Origin of the sequence: Streptomyces sp. NPDC090499 (assembly GCF_044769305.1) — a bacterium.
Lineage (GTDB): Bacteria > Actinomycetota > Actinomycetes > Streptomycetales > Streptomycetaceae > Streptomyces.
In genome coordinates, this window is record NZ_JBIVXP010000004.1 from 117,223 (window position 1) to 135,499 (window position 18,277).

17 protein-coding genes are annotated in these 18,277 nt (G+C 71.2%); 11 read left to right on the forward strand and 6 right to left on the reverse strand.

Going from position 1 to position 18,277, the window contains the following annotated elements; genetic code table 11:
• Positions 1-51: 51 nt before the first annotated feature.
• On the forward strand, positions 52-690 hold the full coding sequence (locus ACIQVL_RS16225; protein ID WP_403428362.1) for an ATP-binding protein: 639 nt from the start codon (positions 52-54) through the stop codon (positions 688-690).
• 274 nt (positions 691-964) lie between these two features.
• A complete protein-coding gene (locus ACIQVL_RS16230) occupies positions 965-1,954 on the forward strand; it encodes a DUF5926 family protein (protein ID WP_403428364.1) in 990 nt (329 codons plus the stop codon).
• A gap of 245 nt (positions 1,955-2,199) precedes the next feature.
• Here ACIQVL_RS16230 and ACIQVL_RS16235 read toward each other — a convergent pair whose 3' ends face one another.
• Both ACIQVL_RS16235 and ACIQVL_RS16240 read right to left on the reverse strand, forming a co-directional pair.
• Positions 2,200-2,763, reverse strand: a complete 564-nt coding sequence (locus tag ACIQVL_RS16235) for a hypothetical protein (RefSeq protein WP_403428367.1) — start codon at positions 2,761-2,763, stop codon at positions 2,200-2,202.
• A gap of 54 nt (positions 2,764-2,817) precedes the next feature.
• Positions 2,818-3,492: a bifunctional DNA primase/polymerase gene (locus ACIQVL_RS16240; protein WP_403428369.1), complete on the reverse strand. Its 675-nt coding sequence runs from the start codon at positions 3,490-3,492 to the stop codon at positions 2,818-2,820.
• Positions 3,493-4,167: 675 nt separating this feature from the next.
• Here ACIQVL_RS16240 and ACIQVL_RS16245 point away from each other — a divergent pair.
• On the forward strand, positions 4,168-5,562 hold the full coding sequence (locus ACIQVL_RS16245) for a PP2C family protein-serine/threonine phosphatase (RefSeq protein ID WP_403428371.1): 1,395 nt from the start codon (positions 4,168-4,170) through the stop codon (positions 5,560-5,562).
• Positions 5,563-5,696: 134 nt separating this feature from the next.
• A complete protein-coding gene (locus ACIQVL_RS16250; RefSeq protein WP_403475599.1) occupies positions 5,697-7,166 on the forward strand; it encodes an aminopeptidase P family protein in 1,470 nt (489 codons plus the stop codon).
• Between the two features lie 143 nt (positions 7,167-7,309).
• Here the strand turns inward: ACIQVL_RS16250 and ACIQVL_RS16255 are convergent, their stop codons facing one another.
• The 4 genes from ACIQVL_RS16255 to ACIQVL_RS16270 all read right to left on the reverse strand — a co-directional run bounded on the left by ACIQVL_RS16255 (position 7,310) and on the right by ACIQVL_RS16270 (position 10,246).
• Positions 7,310-8,125: a triphosphoribosyl-dephospho-CoA synthase gene (locus ACIQVL_RS16255; protein ID WP_403475600.1), complete on the reverse strand. Its 816-nt coding sequence runs from the start codon at positions 8,123-8,125 to the stop codon at positions 7,310-7,312.
• Between the two features lie 10 nt (positions 8,126-8,135).
• Positions 8,136-9,083, reverse strand: a complete 948-nt coding sequence (locus ACIQVL_RS16260; RefSeq protein WP_403475601.1) for an intradiol ring-cleavage dioxygenase — start codon at positions 9,081-9,083, stop codon at positions 8,136-8,138.
• A 99-nt stretch (positions 9,084-9,182) separates the two neighbouring features.
• Positions 9,183-9,758: a GNAT family N-acetyltransferase gene (locus ACIQVL_RS16265; protein WP_403428380.1), complete on the reverse strand. Its 576-nt coding sequence runs from the start codon at positions 9,756-9,758 to the stop codon at positions 9,183-9,185.
• A 38-nt stretch (positions 9,759-9,796) separates the two neighbouring features.
• Positions 9,797-10,246: an ATP-binding protein gene (locus ACIQVL_RS16270; protein ID WP_403428382.1), complete on the reverse strand. Its 450-nt coding sequence runs from the start codon at positions 10,244-10,246 to the stop codon at positions 9,797-9,799.
• Between the two features lie 288 nt (positions 10,247-10,534).
• Between ACIQVL_RS16270 and ACIQVL_RS16275 the strand changes: the two genes are divergently transcribed.
• From ACIQVL_RS16275 to pheA, 7 genes are all read left to right on the forward strand, one after another.
• Positions 10,535-11,413 (forward strand): hypothetical protein, encoded by an 879-nt coding sequence (locus ACIQVL_RS16275; RefSeq protein ID WP_403475602.1) that lies wholly within the window; start codon positions 10,535-10,537, stop codon positions 11,411-11,413.
• Between the two features lie 230 nt (positions 11,414-11,643).
• Positions 11,644-12,384 carry a YcnI family protein gene (locus ACIQVL_RS16280; protein WP_403475912.1) on the forward strand — a complete coding sequence of 247 codons (741 nt, stop codon included), beginning with the start codon at positions 11,644-11,646 and terminating at the stop codon, positions 12,382-12,384.
• Positions 12,385-12,497: 113 nt separating this feature from the next.
• Complete coding sequence (locus tag ACIQVL_RS16285; protein WP_403475603.1) at positions 12,498-13,154, forward strand: SCO family protein; 657 nt, start codon at positions 12,498-12,500, stop codon at positions 13,152-13,154.
• The gene (locus tag ACIQVL_RS16290) at positions 13,151-13,630 is read left to right on the forward strand and encodes a copper chaperone PCu(A)C (protein ID WP_403475604.1); all 480 of its coding nucleotides are present in this window, start codon (positions 13,151-13,153) and stop codon (positions 13,628-13,630) included. The genes ACIQVL_RS16285 and ACIQVL_RS16290 overlap by 4 nt, the downstream gene beginning before the upstream one ends.
• A gap of 13 nt (positions 13,631-13,643) precedes the next feature.
• The gene (locus tag ACIQVL_RS16295; protein ID WP_403475605.1) at positions 13,644-15,638 is read left to right on the forward strand and encodes a copper resistance CopC/CopD family protein; all 1,995 of its coding nucleotides are present in this window, start codon (positions 13,644-13,646) and stop codon (positions 15,636-15,638) included.
• An 8-nt stretch (positions 15,639-15,646) separates the two neighbouring features.
• Positions 15,647-16,927, forward strand: coding sequence for an iron uptake transporter deferrochelatase/peroxidase subunit (gene efeB, locus ACIQVL_RS16300; RefSeq protein WP_403475606.1), 1,281 nt, complete (start codon positions 15,647-15,649; stop codon positions 16,925-16,927).
• Between the two features lie 134 nt (positions 16,928-17,061).
• Positions 17,062-17,997 carry a prephenate dehydratase gene (gene pheA, locus ACIQVL_RS16305; RefSeq protein ID WP_403428393.1) on the forward strand — a complete coding sequence of 312 codons (936 nt, stop codon included), beginning with the start codon at positions 17,062-17,064 and terminating at the stop codon, positions 17,995-17,997.
• Positions 17,998-18,277: the final 280 nt, after the last annotated feature.

Below are 18,277 nucleotides of genomic sequence, written 5' to 3' on the forward strand. Positions count from 1 at the left end.
CCCGTCACAGGGAGTGCTCCGGCGCGTTCGGCGCGTATTCGTTCGTTGCGAATGCGTCACCGGGCATTCATTGGCCGGTTTCCGGTTCAGGCCGATGGGGCATCCACACCGTGGCGTGGGGCAAAGGAGGTCTCGGGGGTGGCGTTGGTGGTGGCACAGGAGGTGCCCACGTCGTCGAGCATGGCCGTACCCCATGGCCCTGCGGGCGTGGGGAAGGCGAGGCACCGCATGCGCGATCAGTTGCGCACGGGCGGTCTGTCGGAAGCGGTCATCGACGATGCCGTACTGATCCTTTCCGAACTTTTGAGCAATGCCTGCAAACACGGGCGCCCTCTGGGGGACGCACTGGCCGGGGACGGCGACGTCCGGGCCGCCTGGCAGGTGGACACGCGCGGCCGGCTGATCGTCGAGGTCACGGACGGCGGCGGTCCGACGCGCCCGGCCCCGATGACTCCTTCGGTCACGGCGCACGGCGGCCGCGGGCTGAACATCATCACGGCCCTGGCCGACGACTGGGGCGTCCGGGACGACGCCCGGGGCGAGGTGACCGTCTGGGTCGTGGTCCACAAGGACGTGCGCGGTCCGGGCACCCGGGACCGCCGCGACGCCTTCGCTACGCGCGTCATGGCGCCCTCGGTCCCGGAGATGGCCGACCTGGACTTCACGGACGCGTTCGACGACCTGGACTGACTGGACTGACTGGACTGAATCGTCGACGAACCACCGGACCGCAGCGTCGACAAGCCGGACCGCGGAATCGACAGGCCGGACCGCGGCCTCGGCGGCCCTGACCGGACGGAGACGCGAAGGCTTCTCCGTCCACGGGACGCGGCGGCTTCTCCGTCCACAGGGCCCCCGGCCGTGCGGCCGTGTCGGCGCCGTTGTCCACAGGTTCCCGTGGTCCAGGGCATGAACGGCTAGGCTCCCGCCAGTACGAGACGAGCCGTAACCGGGAGACACCCAGATGGCCAAGAAGCGACCCCAGACGACGGCCACGCGGCCGCAGCCCAGCGATGCGGCCCGCGCCGAAGGCGCTGATGTGAACTATCCGGTTGTCGGTGCCCGTGAGCCCTGCCCCTGCGGCAGCGGCCGCCGCTACAAGGCCTGCCACGGCCGGGCGGCGGCGCACGCGGCGACCGAGCTGGTGCACCGCCCGTTCGAGGGGCTGGCCGGCGAGGGCGACTGGGTGGCGCTGCGCGAACTGGTCCCCGCCGCCACCGTCGAGCTGACCCTGAAGGACGGTCTGCCCGAGGGCGTCCCCTCGGTCACGCTCGCCACCGTGCTGCCGATGGCCTGGCCGGCGCTCCGCCGCGACGACGGCACGGTCCTGCTCGGCCTGCAGAACGACACCGCCTCCGGCGACATCAGCCGCGACCTCGCCGACACCCTCCAGCGCGCCCTCGCCGCCGAGCCCGGCACCCCGGTGCAGGGCCGCCGCGCCCCCGCCGACAGCCCCCGGCTGCAGGACCTGCTCGACCCGAAGGGCCCGTTCGAGCCAGTTGTGCACGACGGCTTCGAATTCTGGGTGCAGGACGCCGAGAACGCCACCCCGGACGTGACCGCCTCCCTGGAGCGGGCCAACGCGGCGGCCATCCCGACGGTGAAGCTGACCGGCGTCGACTCCGCCTACTGGTGCGAGACGCCCGAGAAGAACCACCTGCGGTGGGTCATGCCGTACCCCGAGGAGCAGCTTCTGGACGCTCTCGCGCGGCTGCACGCGGCGGGCCGGTCCGGCCTCGGCGAGGGGACCCGGCTGGTCGGCTCCTTCCGTGCCCACGGTCTCACCGTGCCGGTCTGGGACCTGCCGAGCGGGGTCGGCGCCGAGGACGTGGAGAAGCCTGCCGCCGAGTTCGCCGAGCGCCTCGCCACCGCGCTGGCCTCGGAGGCACCGCTCACCGCGGACGAGCGGCGGGCCCGCGGCGGACTCACCAACCGACAGGTCACGCTCAGCTGACGATCAGCGTGGGCACAGGGTCGCGGCTGACCGGTCGGTCAGCCGCCCCAGGCCCGTTGCCTCGGGTGACTCCTGTCACAACTTCCCTACACGGCAAGCAAATACGTGTCCGAATAGCCGAGATCGAATTTGCGAACCGCCGATCTCTTGTTACCGTCTCAGTAGCCCGGTTGCTGGTGCATCCCCCGTCGCCAGCAATCGGGCCTTTTCATGCCCGCGCTCGGTGTACGGACCGTAGCGACTCGTCAACTCCCGTTTGACCGCTGGGAGTTGTTCCCAGCCGGGTCCCCGGCGTCGGTGTCCCCCGCGTTGCTCGCGGAGCGCAGCAGCAGCGGGCCGCCGCCGTCGCGCGCCGCGAACTCCGTGACGGCCGTGTAGGCGTCCAGCGCGCCCCGGGTGTGCTCGCGGGGCGTCTCACAGGTGGCGGGCTCGTCGTCGGCGGCGGCATCGGCGGCGCAGTGCGTCTGCACGGTGCGGCCGTTCGGGCCGAGGAGGCTCAGCACGCCCTCCAGGGCCGCGCCGGTGGCGTTGCGGTAGTAGGTGCGCGCCCAGGTGTCCGCGCCCTGGGCCATCACACAGGTCTGCGCCTCGACGCCGTCCGGCGAGGTGAGTTCGGGACCGCAGCGGGCGGCCGTGGCGAGGCCCAGGCCGAGCACCAGCGGGGAGCGGACGGGCACCGGCAGCTTCTCGTCGTCGTGCCGGGCGGCGCGTACGGCGGCGTCGCCCACCTGTCCTGCGGACGCCACGGCCAGCGGCAGCGCGACCGCGCACACCATGACGCCCGCGAGGGCGAGGAGACGCACGTTCATGTGCGGAGGGTAACCAGGCGGACGCGGCAAGCCGGGGTCGCGCGCCCGACACCCCTACAACTCGGGTGCGCTCACACCCGTACGGGTGAGGGCGTCGACCACGGCGTCCACCACGGCCTCCACATCGGGCACCCAGGGCTTGGCCGAGCCGGGCAGCGGGGCCCGCTCCCAGCGGATGGCGCCCTGGCCGGTCTCGGAGGGCGGCAGGGCGAGATAGCCGCCCTCGCCGTGGAAGCGGAGCGAGCCGGGGACGAAGTCCTGGGCGTAGAGCAGCTCGCCCAGCTGCTCCATGGAGTACGGCTTGACGAGCAGCGCCCAGCGGGTGGGCGCGGCGACCACCGGACCGAGGCGCATGCCGCGGCGGTCGAGGAGGCTGAGGGCGCGGGCGGCGGCGAGGGCCGGCAGGCTGACCGCGCAGGGTGCCTTGCCGCCGGCGGCTCCGGTGGCGAGGACGATCGGGGCCGTCGGCCGGTTCCCCCACCACCAGCGGACCATGCGCTCGTCGGTGGTGGCGGCGAGCAGGCCGGGGTCGAAGGGGTGTGCACCGGGCACCGTGCACTCGGGGTCGGGACACGCGCACCGGGCCCGCCCCTGCGGGTCGGGAGCCACGCCCGGGAGTACGGGCCACTGCCATTCCGTCGCGAAGGTCAGGGCCGCGCCGAGAAGCTCAGGCCCCTTGTCGTTCCGCCTGGACAGGAGCCTGCGTCGCCTTCCGAGGATCTCGCGCATGAGCGCTCGTTCCTTTCCGTTGCACCGCTGGCAACACCGTGGACCACATCACACCATGTGTCGATCACTTCACTGTGCGTACCTGTTGGCGCATCACACCCCTGCGCTGGGCAAGGGGAACCCCATCGGGGTCGAGCGGGGGCCGCGCCCGCGTTCACAAGAACTGCGTCGTACTGCTCGTACCGCGTACTGCTCGTACTACGTCTCGTACTGCGTCTATCAAAAGCACGGCCACGGCGTGGGGGTGGCGAAGTCTGGCGTTTTGCCGTTCCGAGTGTTTCTCTCCGCCTCCGCCACGGGAGGATGGGGCACGGTCGTCGGTGGTTAAGACGCCCGGGTCCGTCGCCAGGTTCCGGGTGGTCCCCAACCACCCCTGGCCTTCACCGAGTACGTACCCATCACGACCGCTGTGACGCTCCGTGGAGCAAGGCCAGTCGACCGCAATGAACCGTTGCCCGAGTCAGTTTTAAGCCAACTTTGCTTTTGTGCAAGCGGTCCGGGAGAACCCGCTGAGAACACCTCAAGAGGCCCACGGACACCAGGAATCCCGGCAGGACAATGCTGGACATCCCCTCACGAGTGCGTGTACATGTGGAGACACTGCCAGCGGCGCAGAAAGACATGGGGGTTTGCGATGCCTTTGAGCAATACGCACAGGTCTGAAAGCCGGACGCGATGAACGCCCCGCACCCTCCGAAAGTGGCTGGAATCGATTCAACGGTCCCCACTCCCGCACACACTGTCGCGCCGGTCCACCCCGCTCCGGCCACCCCGGCCGCGCCTCCCGTCCCGAAGGCCACCGCCGCCCCGGCACCCGGCACCGTCCTGCAGGACCGGCTGGCCGGCTGGGTCTCCGACCTCACCACCCTCCACGAACTGACCGAACGGCTCGCCCGGACCGACGCACTGGAGCCGGCCCTGCACGAACTGCTGCGCGCCGGTGCCGCCCTGGTGGGCGCCCGGCGCGGGGTGGCGGCGCTGGAGCCCGCCGACGGGCTGGGCCCGCACACCACGCTCGGCCTCGGGCTCGGCCGCGCCGACCTCGGTCACCTGGAGACCGTTCCGCGCGGCGCGCTGCCGTACGCCACCGGTACCGCCGCCGAGACCGTGCACCCCGACCTGTTCGCCGAGGACGGCCTCGACCCGCGCCACCGCGAGGTCGCCGCCCGCCTCGGCTACGCCGCCAGCTACGCGCTCCCCCTCAGCACCGGCACCGCCGACCGCCTCGGCGCGGTCGCCTGGCTGTACGACGAGCCGGCCGAGCCCGACGAGCGCCGGCGCCACCTGGCCGGCCTGTACGTCAGGCACGCGGCCGCGCACCTGGCCCGGCTGCTGGAGGTCGAGCGCACGCGCGCGTGCATGGCGACCATCGCCGAGGAACTGCTCCCCTCCCGGCTGCCGCGGGTGGCCGGCGTCCAGCTCGCCGCCCGGCACCGCACCGGCCCGCGCGGCGGCGGCGACTGGTACGACGCGCTGCCGCTGCCCGACGCCGCCCTCGGCCTCGCCGTCGGCTCGGTCACCGGCTCCGGACCGAGCGCGGTGGCCGCGATGGGCCGGCTGCGCGCCTCGCTGCGGGCGTACGCCGTGATGGAGGGCGAGGACCCGGTCGCGGTCCTCTCCGACCTGGAGCTGCTGCTGCGGCTGACCGAGCCGGCCCGCTCCGCCACCGCTCTGTTCGCCTACTGCGAGCCCGCGCTGCGCAAGGTCACCCTCGCCGGGGCAGGACACAGCCCGCCGCTGCTGATCGGGGAACACCGCACGCAGTTCGCGGAGACCTCGGTGTCCGCGCCGCTGGGCATGCTCGCCTGCTGGGAGGCGCCCAGCGTGGAGATCGAGGCGGAGGCCGGCGAGACCGTGCTCCTCTACACCGACGGACTGCTGCACCGCACCGGCGACCCCATGGACCGCGCCTTCGCCCGGCTGCACGCGGCCGCCGCGAGCGTCCCGCGCGCGCTGCGCCACGACCCCGGGGCGATCGCCGACCACGTCCTGCGCACGGTGCTGCCGAACGGCCTGGACGAGGCCGACAGCGAGGAGGACGTGGTCCTGCTGGCGGCTCGCTTCGACTGATCGGTCAGTCAGGAGAGGCGCAGGAGGACGGAGGCGGAGACACCTCACACGGCTGCGGGCCCCGGGTCCCTGGGACGCCGTCCGGTACGACCGTACGATGGACGGGATCCACTGCAGTGTCGAGGAGGATAACCGTGTCCGACGAGCTCACCCCGGAAAATCCGGAGACCCCGGAGACCGAGTCGGAAGAGCCGATCAAGCAGCGCAAGAACGGCCTGTACCCGGGCGTGTCCGACGAGCTCGCCGAGAGCATGAAGTCCGGCTGGGCCGACACCGAGCTGCGCGATCTGAAGCCCGTCGAGCAGGCCGGGCACACCGCCCGCCGCCGCGCCGAGCTGTCCGCCCGCTTCCCGGGCGAGCGCCTGGTGATCCCGGCCGGCAACCTGAAGACCCGCTCGAACGACACGGACTACCCGTTCCGGGCGTCCGTCGAGTACGTCTACCTGACCGGCAACCAGACCGAGGACGGCGTACTCGTCCTGGAGCCGAAGGACGACGGCCACGTGGCCACCGTCTACCTGCTGCCCCGCTCCGACCGCGAGAACGGCGAGTTCTGGCTCTCCGGCCAGGGCGAGCTGTGGGTCGGCCGCCGCCACTCCCTCACCGAGTCCGAGGCTCTCTACGGCATCCCCGCCGCCGACGTGCGCGAGCTGGCCGACAAGCTGCGCGAGGCCACCGGCCCGGTGCGGGTCGTCCGCGGGTACGACGCCGGCCTCCAGGCCGCGCTCCATGACAAGGTCACCGCCGAGCGCGACGAGGAGCTGCGGGTCTTCCTCTCCGAGGCCCGGCTGGTCAAGGACGACTGGGAGGTCGGCGAGCTGCAGAAGGCCGTCGACTCCACGGTCCGCGGCTTCGAGGACGTGGTGAAGGTCCTCGACAAGGCCGAGGCCACCAGCGAGCGCTACATCGAGGGCACGTTCTTCCTCCGCGCGCGCGTGGAGGGCAACGACATCGGCTACGGCTCCATCTGCGCGGCCGGCCCGCACGCCTGCACGCTGCACTGGGTCCGCAACGACGGCCCGGTGCGCTCCGGCGACCTGCTCCTGCTCGACGCCGGCGTCGAGACGCACAGCCTCTACACCGCCGACGTCACGCGCACGCTGCCGGTCGACGGCACGTACAGCGAGATCCAGAAGAAGATCTACGACGCCGTGTACGACGCCCAGGAGGCCGGCATCGCCGCGGTGCAGCCGGGCGCCAAGTACCGCGACTTCCACGATGCCGCGCAGCGGGTGCTGGCCGAGCGGCTCGTCGAGTGGGGACTCGTGGAGGGTCCGGTGGAGCGGGTGCTGGAGCTGGGTCTGCAGCGCCGGTGGACGCTGCACGGCACCGGGCACATGCTCGGGCTCGACGTCCACGACTGTGCTGCCGCGCGGACCGAGACGTATGTGGAGGGCGTCCTGGAGGCGGGGATGGTGCTGACCGTCGAGCCGGGGCTGTACTTCCAGGCCGACGACCTGACCGTGCCGGAGGAGTACCGGGGGATCGGTGTGCGGATCGAGGACGACATCCTGGTGACGGCCGACGGGAACCGGAACCTCAGCGCGGGGCTGCCGCGCCGTTCCGACGAGGTCGAGAGCTGGATGGCCTCGCTGAAGGGCTGAGGGATGTGACATGGCCGGGTACCCAGGGGGTGCCCGGCCATCGTCGCGTTCTGCGGGTTGTGTGCGGTTGCTCGCGCCCACGCGGCGGTGGCCGCACATCGGATACAGCCCCGCGCCCCTGTCGGGGCGCTCCAACCGGGGCGTCACAAAGAGGGCAAGGCGTCCAAGAACAACGCTCCGGCCATCAGGCCCGCGCTGCCCCGCGGGCTCCAGCCGCGTTCGTGCAGGTCGGCGTCCATGGCCGCCAGGGCCTGCGCACCCGCCTGCGTCGCCGTGCCGCCCGCCTCCAGTACTCCCCGCGCCCCTGCCTGCACCTGGCGCAGGCCCAAGGGGCCCGCGATGTAGAGGAGTTCGGTGTCCTGGAGGGTGGACATCACCGTCAGTAAAGCGTCCAGGCGGGCCTGGTTCTCGGTGGCGCCCGCCCTGCGGGCCGTCGCCAGCGCGTCGAGTGCCCTGCGGACGTGCGGGAATCCCGCCCTGGCCTCACCCCGGGCGCCGGCCGCGCCGTACTTGACGGAGATCGACGAACCCCGGGAGGGGCGCTTGGGGGCGCCCTTGTCGTTGAACGCGGCGATCTTCCGTGCGTTCAGGGCGATCTCGCGGGCCTGGGCGCGGGGGTCCAGGGCGACCGCGGCGACCAGGAAGCCGAGGGCCCACAGGGCGCCCTTGTGGCCGCCGCCGGCCAGGCCGACCGAGTGCTCGGTGCACCGGCCGATCGCGCCGAGTTCCGCCCGCAGCACCGGCGTGGCCTCGCCGGTTCGGCGGGCGGAGGCGGCCATCGCCGCGAGGCCGGGCGCCAGTGCCCTGGCCGACCAGCGCAGACTGTCGTGCTCCCGGCGCGTGCTGCGGACGTCCAGGTCACGCGGGTCGGGCAGGCCCGGCTTGGGGGCCAGGGCCAGCTGCCCGGTGAGCGCGGCCACGGCGGCCTGGGCCAGCGCGTCGTCCTCGCAGCTTGTCATGTCCCTTACCTTATGAGGAGGCGGAGGCCGAAGGGGAGGCGCTGTCGCTGGGTGCGTCGCTCGGCGGGGTGCCCGTCGGCGCACCGCTCGGCGGGGTGCCGCCGCCACCGCTGCCGGCGCCGGTGCTCTCGGCATCCGGGTCGATGCCCAGGGTCAGCGAGCCCTTGTAGCCCTTCGAGGGGTCCTTCTTGTGCACGGCCTTCAGGGTCAGCAGACCGCTGGCGGCGCCGCCGCCGTCGTACACCATGTCGTCGGCGAGGACGGTGTAGCTGCCGGTGTGCTTCGAGTAGGGGTCGAGGGTGAAGATCTCCTCGGCGATGTCGTCGGCGAAGAAGAGCTGGCCCGTGTAGTTGACCTTGCCGCCCTCGTAGGTGCCGTCCTCCTTCTCGCCGACCGTGTGCACCTTCACGTGGATGTGGCAGGTGCGCGGGGTGTACCAGCCGGGGAAGATCGTCTCGAACTTGACGACCCCGTTGGCGTTGGCGATCTGGTAGCCCCGCAGGTAGGTCTGGTCGTTGGCGGAGTCGCCCTCCTCGCTCTCCGCGGGGGCCGAGCCGCCCGGGTTGGCGGTGGTGTAGCCGGAGTAGTAGCCCCAGGCGTCGCAGTGCCAGATCTCGACCGCGGCGCCCTTGACCGGGGTGCAGCCGTCGGTGGCGTCCACGACGGTCAGGCGCAGGGTCAGCGGAACGCCGGCCTTGCCCTCGGTGATGTCCTTGCGCACCAAGGCACCATCGAGGTAGTACGGCCCTTCCGTGACGCTGGTCATCAGCGTCATGCACTCACTGCTGGTGGAACCGGCGGAGGCCGTGGCGTCCGCGTCGGCGCTGGTCGTGTCGGTCGTGTCGGCGAAGGCCGACTGGAAGCCGGCGACCGCGAGGCCGCCGGCCGCCACCGTGCCGCCGGAGACCGCGAGGGCACGGCGGCGGGTGATCGACGTGTTTTTGTGGTTTCCCGTCATGGCCGACGAAGCTAGGAACGCCGTTTGTCAGGGGCATGGGCAGGGGCTGGCAACGGCCTGTGAACACCCAGGAAGCTGAACCAGTCGGGAAGCCACTGGTCACAGCGCCGGGGCGCGGTCGTGCAGGATCCGCTGGAACAGCCGGCTGTCCCGCCATTCTCCATTGATGTGCAGATACTGCGGGGCATCCCCGATCGTCTCGAACCCGCATTTCTTCAGCACGCGTTGGGACGTCGTGTTCTCGATCAGCGTGGACGCCTCGATCCGGTGAAGTCCCACCACGTCCCGGGCGATCCCGCAGACCCGCTCCAGGGCGGCGGTGGCCAGACCGCGGCCCTGTTGATCACCGGCCACCCAATAGCCGACGTAAGAACTGCAGAAAGGACCGAGGGAAATCCCGGAAAGGGTGATCGCCCCGACGATCCGGCCGTCCTCGGCCGACTCCATGAGCCAGGGGGCCACGAGGCCGTCCGCAGCCTGTCCCAGCAGGCCTTCGATGCGCTCGGCCTGGCCGTCGACGGTGAAGAAGGACTCGGGTCTGACCGGTTCCCAGGGTTCGAGATGGCCTCTGCTGCCGACGTATGCGGCGCACAGCGCTTTCGCGTCGCCGGCGGCAATGGGACGCAATATCACGCCGGGGATGAGCAGGCTTTCTTTAATCTTTCTGAGAATCATGCGCGCACCCTAGCGCGGGTGTTATGCCGGAGCGAGAGTCATGCCGAAAGCAGGGAAGGATCTTTCTTCCACTTGAGGATCTTGTCGAAGCTGACCACGGTGCCGCCTCGGCCCGGTTTGTTGCCGATGTGGACGTGATCCGCGAGTTCTCTGATGAGACAGAGGCCTCTCCCGTTCTCGGCGTCGGGACGGGCGGGCCTGATGTCCTGGCTGCGGGCGAACCCCGGCGCGAGCCCCGGGCCCGAATCGGCCACCTCGATACGGCACTTCTCGCCGTCCAGGTAGGCGGTGACCCGGTACGCCTCCGAGGTACGGCCGGCCCCGCCGTGCTCGACGGCGTTCGCACAGGCCTCGCTGAGGGCGACGGAGAGGTCGTAGGAGATGTCGGGGTCGACGCCCGCAGTCTCCATCGTGCCGATCAGCAGCCGGCGGGCGAGCGGCACGCTCGCGGCCTCACGCCGCAGATGGAGTGACCACCAGATGCTCATGCTCCAGCCTCCTGGCCGCGGCTCGACATACCGATACCTATTGCCACCCGTGCGCGGGTGTAAGCACTCCGTTCATGTGAGAACGCCCATCCGGGGGATGCGCGGGTGGAGGTTTCGGTGTATGAGCGGGTGGTTCGCCACAAGGATGATCTTTCGGTTCTTTTTCTCGATCACCGTCCTCGGGCATGGATGGCCGCCCTCGGGCGTAGATCACCGTCCTCGGGCGTAACGGAATCTTCCGGACCTGACGTCAAACGGGTGCGGGTCCAGTGCGATGATGAGCGCGCCATGACTGCCCCCCAGCCGCGCGCGACGCGCACCGGAAGCGGACTGCGGCTCCTGCGGGCCGGCGTGTTCGCCGCGCTCTGCGTCGTGCTGGCCGCGGCGGGGCACACCCTGGCCTCCTGCGCGACCGTTCCGCTGTGGACGCTCGGCGCGGGCTTCCTGGGCACCCTGGCGCTCGTCGCCCCGCTCACCGGCCGGGCCCGCTCGCTGCCGGGGATCGTGGCCCTGCTCGCGGTGGTCCAGACCGTGCTCCACACGCTGTTCGGGCTCGGTCAGCACGGGGCGTCCATGATGTCCGGCGGCTCGATGTCGATGTCCTCGATGGCCTCGATGTCCTCCATGCCGTCGACGTCGTCGATGTCCATGAGCGACGCCTCGCTGGTGGAGCGGGCCGCACGGCTGGTGTGCGGGGCCGGGGCCGCGCAGATCAGCCCCGCCCACGCCTACAAGATCCTCACGGACGCGCACCTCAGCACCTCCGCTCCGGCCACCGGCACGAGCGGGGCGGCCCATACCGCGGACGCCACCGGGGCCTCCGGTTCGCTGCTGCCCTCCGTGCCCATGCTGCTCGGACACGTTCTCGCGGCCGTCGTGGCCGGGTGGCTGCTGCGCCGGGGCGACCTGGCGCTGCTGCGGCTGATCCAGTTGTCGGCCGATTCGGCGCACGGGGTTGCCGAGGGGGCGCTGATCCGTTCCCTGCGCGGGGCGCTCGCGCTCGCGTGCGCCCTGTGCGCCGGGCTCATGAGCGTGCCCGAGGCACCCGCGCGCGGCCGTCGCAGCGCCTGGGACATACCGCCCGCCCCGCGCACCGTCGCACTCCAGCACTCCGTGATCCGGCGCGGACCGCCGGTGGCCGCCGCCGTACTCGTTCTCGCCGCCTGACACGACGCGACCAGAGCACTCCCCGGGGTCTGCCCGGATCCGGAGGGGCCTGCCGCCGTCGTGCGGCACGCGCGCGTGCGCTGTCCGACGGCCGCTTTCGACTTCTGGCTCTCGAACGTCGACCTGCGGCTCACGGCTTGCACGCGCCCCTCAACGACAGATCTCACTCGGAGTGGAGTGCTCTCCCCATGAAGGCTTCCGTCATGACCGTCATGACCGCCGTGTCCGCCCTGAAGGCCTCGCGCGTCGTCGCCGTCGCCGCCGTCACGGGCACCGCCGTACTGGCCGTCTCCTCGCCCGCGTTCGCACACGTCAGCGTGCAGCCCGAGGGCACCGCCGCCAAGGGCGGTTACGCGGTCATCGACTTCAAGGTCCCCAACGAGCGCGACAACGCCGCCACCACCAAGGTCGAGGTCAACTTCCCCGCCAACCACCCGATCGCGTCCGTGATGCCGCAGCCGATGGCCGGCTGGAAGATCGACGTCACCAAGTCCAAGCTGGCCAAGCCGCTGGAGATGCACGGCGAGCAGATCGACCAGGCGGTCACCAAGGTCACCTGGACCGCCGAGGACAAGGGCATCGAGCCGGGCTACTTCCAGAAGTTCCCGCTCTCCGTGGGCGCCCTGCCCGAGAACACCGACGAACTGGTCTTCAAGGCCGTCCAGACGTACTCCAACAAGGAGGTCGTCCGGTGGATCGAGGTCCAGCAGAAGGGCCAGGACGAACCGGAGAACCCGGCCCCGGTCCTCGCGCTGTCCGCCGCCACCGATGACCACCACGGCTCGACGACGGCCGAGGACACCGCGGCCAAGACCGAGACGACGGCCTCCTCCGACGACTCCGGCTCCTCCGGCGGCACCGACACCACCGCCCGCGTCCTCGGCGTCGTCGGCATCGCCGTCGGCGCGGCCGGGGTCGCCTACGGCGTCCTCGCCGGCCGCCGCCGGTCCACCACCGGCACCGAGGCCTGAGTTCCGCGTCCGTGACGCGCACCGGGGGCCGGGCGACGCCGTCGCAGCTGTCGGGCAGCTGTCGTACCGCCCCCCGGTGCGCGCCGGATCTCACACATCTGGGACATTTTCGTATGCGCAAGAAGACGTTCGCCGCGGCCGCGCTGCTCGCCGCCGCCACCCTGACCCTCTCCGCCTGCGGCAGCGGCGACAACGACGCGAAGTCACCCGTGACCATGGTCTCCGGGGACACCTCGAACAAGGCCGCGACCATCCTGGACACGCCGTTCGAGAAGCCCGATCTGGTGCTCACCGACACCCAGGGCAAGAAGTACGACCTGCGCGCGGAGACCAAGGGCAGGCCGACGCTGGTCTACTTCGGCTACACGCACTGCCCCGACGTCTGCCCGCTGACCATGAACAACCTCGCGGTCGCCAAGAAGGCGCTGTCCAAGGCCGACCAGGCGAAGCTGCGGGTCGTGTTCGTCACCACCGACCCGGCCCGCGACACCCCGTCCGAGCTCGGCAAGTGGCTCAAGGGCATCGATCCCCAGTTCATCGGCCTGACCGGCGACTTCGCCACCATCCAGGCCGGTGCCCGCACCCTCGGCATCTCCATCGAGCCGACCCACAAGGACAAGAAGACCGGCAAGGTCGTCTCGGTGCACGGCACCCAGGTCATCGCGTTCTCGCCGAAGACCGACGGCGGATACGTCCTCTACGGCGAGGACGCCACCGTCGACGACTACACCAAGGACCTCCCCAAGATCATCAAGGGGGAGAACCCGTGAGGCCCACGAACCCCGGAAAACGCCTCGCCCTGACCGGGATAGCCTTCGCGGGGGCACTCGCCCTCGCGGGCTGCGGCGGCTCGGGAGCCTCGGGCTCCTCGGCGGCCGAACTGTCCGTCGCCGCGTCCTACATGCCCCAGCCGGTCTCCGCCGACATGGCCGCCGGATTCCTGACGATCACCAACAGGGGCGGCACGAAGGACGAGCTCACCTCCGTCACCAGCGACTCCGCCGGTGAGATCACCATGCACGAGACCAACGGCGGGGCGATGGAGGAGGTCAACTCCTTCGAGGTGCCCGCACACGGTCAACTCGTGTTCAAAAGTGGTGGCAACCATCTGATGTTCGAGAAGCTGAAGCGCCGCCCGGAACAGGGCGACACGATCACCTTGAAACTCAAGTTCGCCGAATCCGGTCCGCTCACCGTCGAGATGCCGGTGAAGTCCGCCACGTACAACCCTTCGACCGGACACTGAGGGAGGACCGACCTTGATGCGGACCATCACCCCCCGCCTGCGCACCCTGGTGCTGCTGTTCCTGGCCGTCACCGGCGCGCTGCTGGCCGGTGCCGGGCCGGCCTCGGCACACGCCGCGCTGACCGGCAGCGACCCCTCCCAGGGGGTGGTGGTCACCAAGGCGCCCGACCAGGTCTCGCTCACGTTCTCCGAGAACGTGTCGATGAACAACAACTCGATCCGGGTCCTGGACCCCAAGGGCAAACGGGTCGACCTGGCCAAGCCCGACAACCTGAGCGGGACGACGTACGGCGTGCAGCTCAAGAGCGGGCTGGCCAAGGGCACGTACACCGTCGCCTGGCAGGTCGTCTCGGCGGACAGCCACCCCGTCGCCGGCGCCTTCACCTTCTCCGTCGGGGCGCCCTCCAAGACCGTCGCCTCGGTCGGGGACCAGGAGGCGGGCGGCGGGGTCGTCGGCTGGCTCTACGGCTTCGGGCGGTACATGTCGTACGCCGGGTACATCGTGCTCGTCGGCGGCGCCGCCTTCGTCCTCGCCTGCTGGCAGCGCGGCTCCGGCGTGCGGGCCATGCAGCGCCTGGTCGTCGGCGGCTGGCTGACGCTCACCGCGGCCACCCTCTGGCTGCTGCTCCTGCGCGGCTCCTACACGACCTCCGGCAGCGTCGGCGACATCTTCGACCTGAACCTGCTCGGCCAGGTGCTGCAGACCAAGCCCGGCGCGGCCCTGGTCTCCCGGCTGCTGCTGCTCGCGGCGGCCGCACTCTTCATCGCCGTCCTCTTCGGCGCCTACGACAAGCGCGAGGAGGAGGAGAAGCGCGACCTGACCTTCGGGCTGGCCGTCGGCGGAACCGTCGTGGCCGCCGGGCTCGCGGCGAGCTGGGCCATGGCCGAGCACGCCTCCACCGGACTCCAGCCGGGCATCGCGATGCCCGTCGACGTCATCCACCTGCTCGCCGTCGCCGCCTGGCTGGGCGGGCTCACCGCCCTGCTGGTCGCCCTCTACCGGGCGCCCGCCGACACCCCGGTCGAGTCCGCCGCCGTACAGCGCTTCTCCCGCGTCGCCTTCGGGTCGGTGCTCGCTCTGGTCGCCACCGGCATCTACCAGTCCTGGCGCCAGCTCGGCTCCTGGTCGGCGTTCACCGACACGGCGTACGGCGAACTGCTGCTGGTCAAGATCGGACTGGTGGCGCTGCTCGTCGGCATCGCGTCCATCTCGCGACGGTGGACGGGGCGGCTCGCGGCTGCGGGAGTGACGGAGACCGTCGAAGAGGCGGTGGCGGAAGAAGCGGCGGAGAAGACGGAGACGAAGGAGACCGTCAAGGCGTCCGCCGCCACGAAGGAGGCCGCCGGCAAGGCCGCCAAGTCCGGCGTCGGCGGGTCCGGCGGCACCGCCGTGTCCGACAAGGCCACGGCCGACGACGCCCCCGAGCGTGCCGCCCAGCTCGCCCGGCAGCAGTCCGCCATGGAGACCGCCCGGCAGAAGCGGCTCCGGGACGCCGACCCGCACCGCTTCGGTCTGCGCCGCTCGGTGCTGGCCGAGGCCGGGGTCGCCGTCGCCCTGCTCGCGGTCACGACCGTGCTGACGCAGACCGAACCCGGCCGTACCGAGCAGGACGCCAAGGCCGCCACCGCCGCCTCCTCGTCCTCCTCGGCGTCGAACTCGTCCTCGGGCGCACTGACCCTCGACATGTCCTTCGACACCGGCGGCACGGACGGCAAGGGCGTCGTCCGCGTCGACCTGGACCCCGCGACCGTCGGCAGCAACGAGATGCACGTCTACGTGCAGCGTCCCAACGGCCGGGCCTTCGACATCCCCGAGGTGAAGGTCGCCTTCACCCTCGACGCGAAGAAGCTCGGACCGATTCCCGTGAACCCCGACCACGTCACCACCGGGCACTGGGCGGCCAACGGGGTGCAGATCCCCATCGCCGGCGACTGGAAGGTCTCCGTCACCGTACGGACCTCCGACATCGACCAGGTGACCGTCTCCAAGAACGCGCAGATCGGCTGAACCGCACCATGCCCGAACAGTCCCAGTCCGTCACCGAGGCCCGTACCGCAGCCGCCGAGGAGCCCCCGGCCGGGGGCGTCAGCCGGCGCGCGCTGCTCGGCACCGCCGGGGTCACCGGGCTCGTGCTCGGCGCGGCGGGCGCGGGCGTCGGCTACGCGGCCGCCCCCGCCCAGGCCACCCCGCTCAGCTCGGTCGGCTCCGACCGGGCGATGTTTCACGGGAAACATCAGCCGGGCATCACCGAGGGCCTCCAGGCGCGCGGCCATCTCGTCGCCTTCGACCTGGCGGCGGGCGCGGGCCGTACCGAGGCCGCCGCGCTGCTGCGCCGCTGGTCGACGACGGCCGAGCGGCTGATGGCGGGCGAGCCGATGACGCAGGACGACACGGACGTGGCCCGGGACGCGGGTCCCTCGGCGCTGACGGTCACCTTCGGCTTCGGCAACAGCTTCTTCACCCGTACCGGCCTGGAGAAACAGCGGCCCGCCTCACTGGACCCGCTGCCCGACTTCTCCTCGGACCACCTCGACAGGTCGCGCAGCAACGGCGACCTGTGGGTGCAGATCGGCGCCGACGACGCCCTGGTCGCCTTCCACGCCCTGCGGGCGATACAGAAGGACGCGGGCAGCGCGGCGAAGGTCCGCTGGCAGATGAACGGCTTCAACCGCACCCCGGGTGCCACCGCGCACCCCATGACGGCCCGCAACCTCATGGGCCAGCTGGACGGCACCCGCAACCCGAAGCCGACGGACTCGGACTTCGACCGGCGGATCTTCGTGCCGGCGAGCGGTTCGAGCGACCCGGCGTGGATGGCGAACGGCTCCTACGCCGTCGTCCGCCGGATCCGCATGCTCCTCGACGACTGGGAGAAGCTGTCGCTCGCGGCCCAGGAGAACGTGATCGGACGGAAGAAGTCGACCGGGGCACCGCTGTCCGGGGGCACCGAGACGACGGCGATGGACCTTGAGAAGGCCAGGGCGGACGGGGAGTACGTCGTCCCGATCAACGCGCATGCCCGGATCACCCGGCCCGACCAGAACGGGGGCTCGGCGATCCTGCGGCGCCCGTTCTCGTACCACGACGGCATCGACGCGGACGGGACGCCGGACGCGGGGCTGCTCTTCGTCTGCTGGCAGGCGGATCCGCTGCGCGGGTTCGTGCCGCTGCAGCGGAAGCTGGACCGCGGGGACGCGCTGTCGCAGTACATCCGGCACGAGGCGAGCGGCCTGTTCGCGGTGCCGGGCGGTGCGGCCGCCGGGGAGTATGTGGGGCAGCGGCTGTTGGAGGGGTGACAGCCGCCTGTCGCAGCGATACCAGAGTGGTTTCTGATCACTATTGGTGCGTTTCCGGGTTTCAAACCACCCGGTCGAGTGGATCCCATGAGACAAGTGAGCCGCGTCTCCCTGCGCCCATTAGGGTGAGGGACATGCCAGCGAGCTATGCGTATCTCGGTCCCGAAGGCACCTTCACCGAAGTCGCCCTGCGCACGCTTCCGGAGGCCGCCACCCGGGAGCTCATCCCGTACGTCTCCGTCCAGTCCGCGCTGGACGCCGTGCGCAACGGCGAGGCCGAGGCCGCGTTCGTGCCGATCGAGAACTCCGTCGAGGGCGGGGTCACCACGACCCTCGACGAGCTGGTCGCGGGCAGGCCGCTGATGATCTACCGCGAGGTGCTGCTGTCGATCACCTTCGCGCTGCTGGTCCGCCCCGGCACCAAGCTCTCCGAGATCAAGACGGTGACCGCCCATCCGGTCGCCCAGCCGCAGGTCCGCAACTGGCTGCGGGCCCACCTCCCGGACGCCCTCTGGGAGTCCGCCGCCTCGAACGCGGACGGCGCCCGCCTGGTCCAGGAGGGCCGTTACGACGCGGCCTTCGCGGGCGAGTTCGCGGCGGAGCGGTACGGCCTGGAGGCCCTGGAGACCGGGATCCACGACGCGGAGAACGCGCAGACCCGGTTCGTCCTGGTCGGCCGCCCGGCCCGGCCCGCGGCCCCGACCGGCGCGGACAAGACCTCGGTCGTGCTCTGGCAGAACGACGACCACCCCGGCGGGCTGCGCGACCTGCTCGGCGAGTTCGCCACCCGGGGCATCAACCTCATGCTGCTGCAGTCCCGGCCGACCGGCGCCGGCATCGGCAACTACTGCTTCTGCATCGACGCCGAGGGACACATCTCCGACCGGCGGGTGGCGGAGGCCCTGATGGGGCTGAAGCGGATCTGCCGCCAGGTGCGGTTCCTGGGCTCCTACCCGCGGGCGGACGTCGGGCCCGGCGAGACCGTGGGGCCCACGCTGCCAGGGACGTCGGACGAGGAGTTCGTGGCCGCCTCGGACTGGGTGGCGCGCTGCCAGGACGGCCGCTTCTAGCCGGTCGTACCCTCATATCTTCGTTATCCACAGAGGTTATCCACAGGCGCCCGTCTCGACCTGGGGACAAGTCGACAGCGGCACATGAGTCTGTCGACAAATCGGCCTACAGGCCTCCGGCGCGGCCCCGCTCGCCCACATCACCCTTCGTCCACTCGTTTCCCATGGTTCATCTTTTGGAGCGATGCCTTTCCACTCGAAAGAGGGTGTTGTCCCGGTTTGATGCGGGAATTCCTCTCTTCACAGGCGGCTCGCGGAGTGATCAATTCCGGAGTCCACA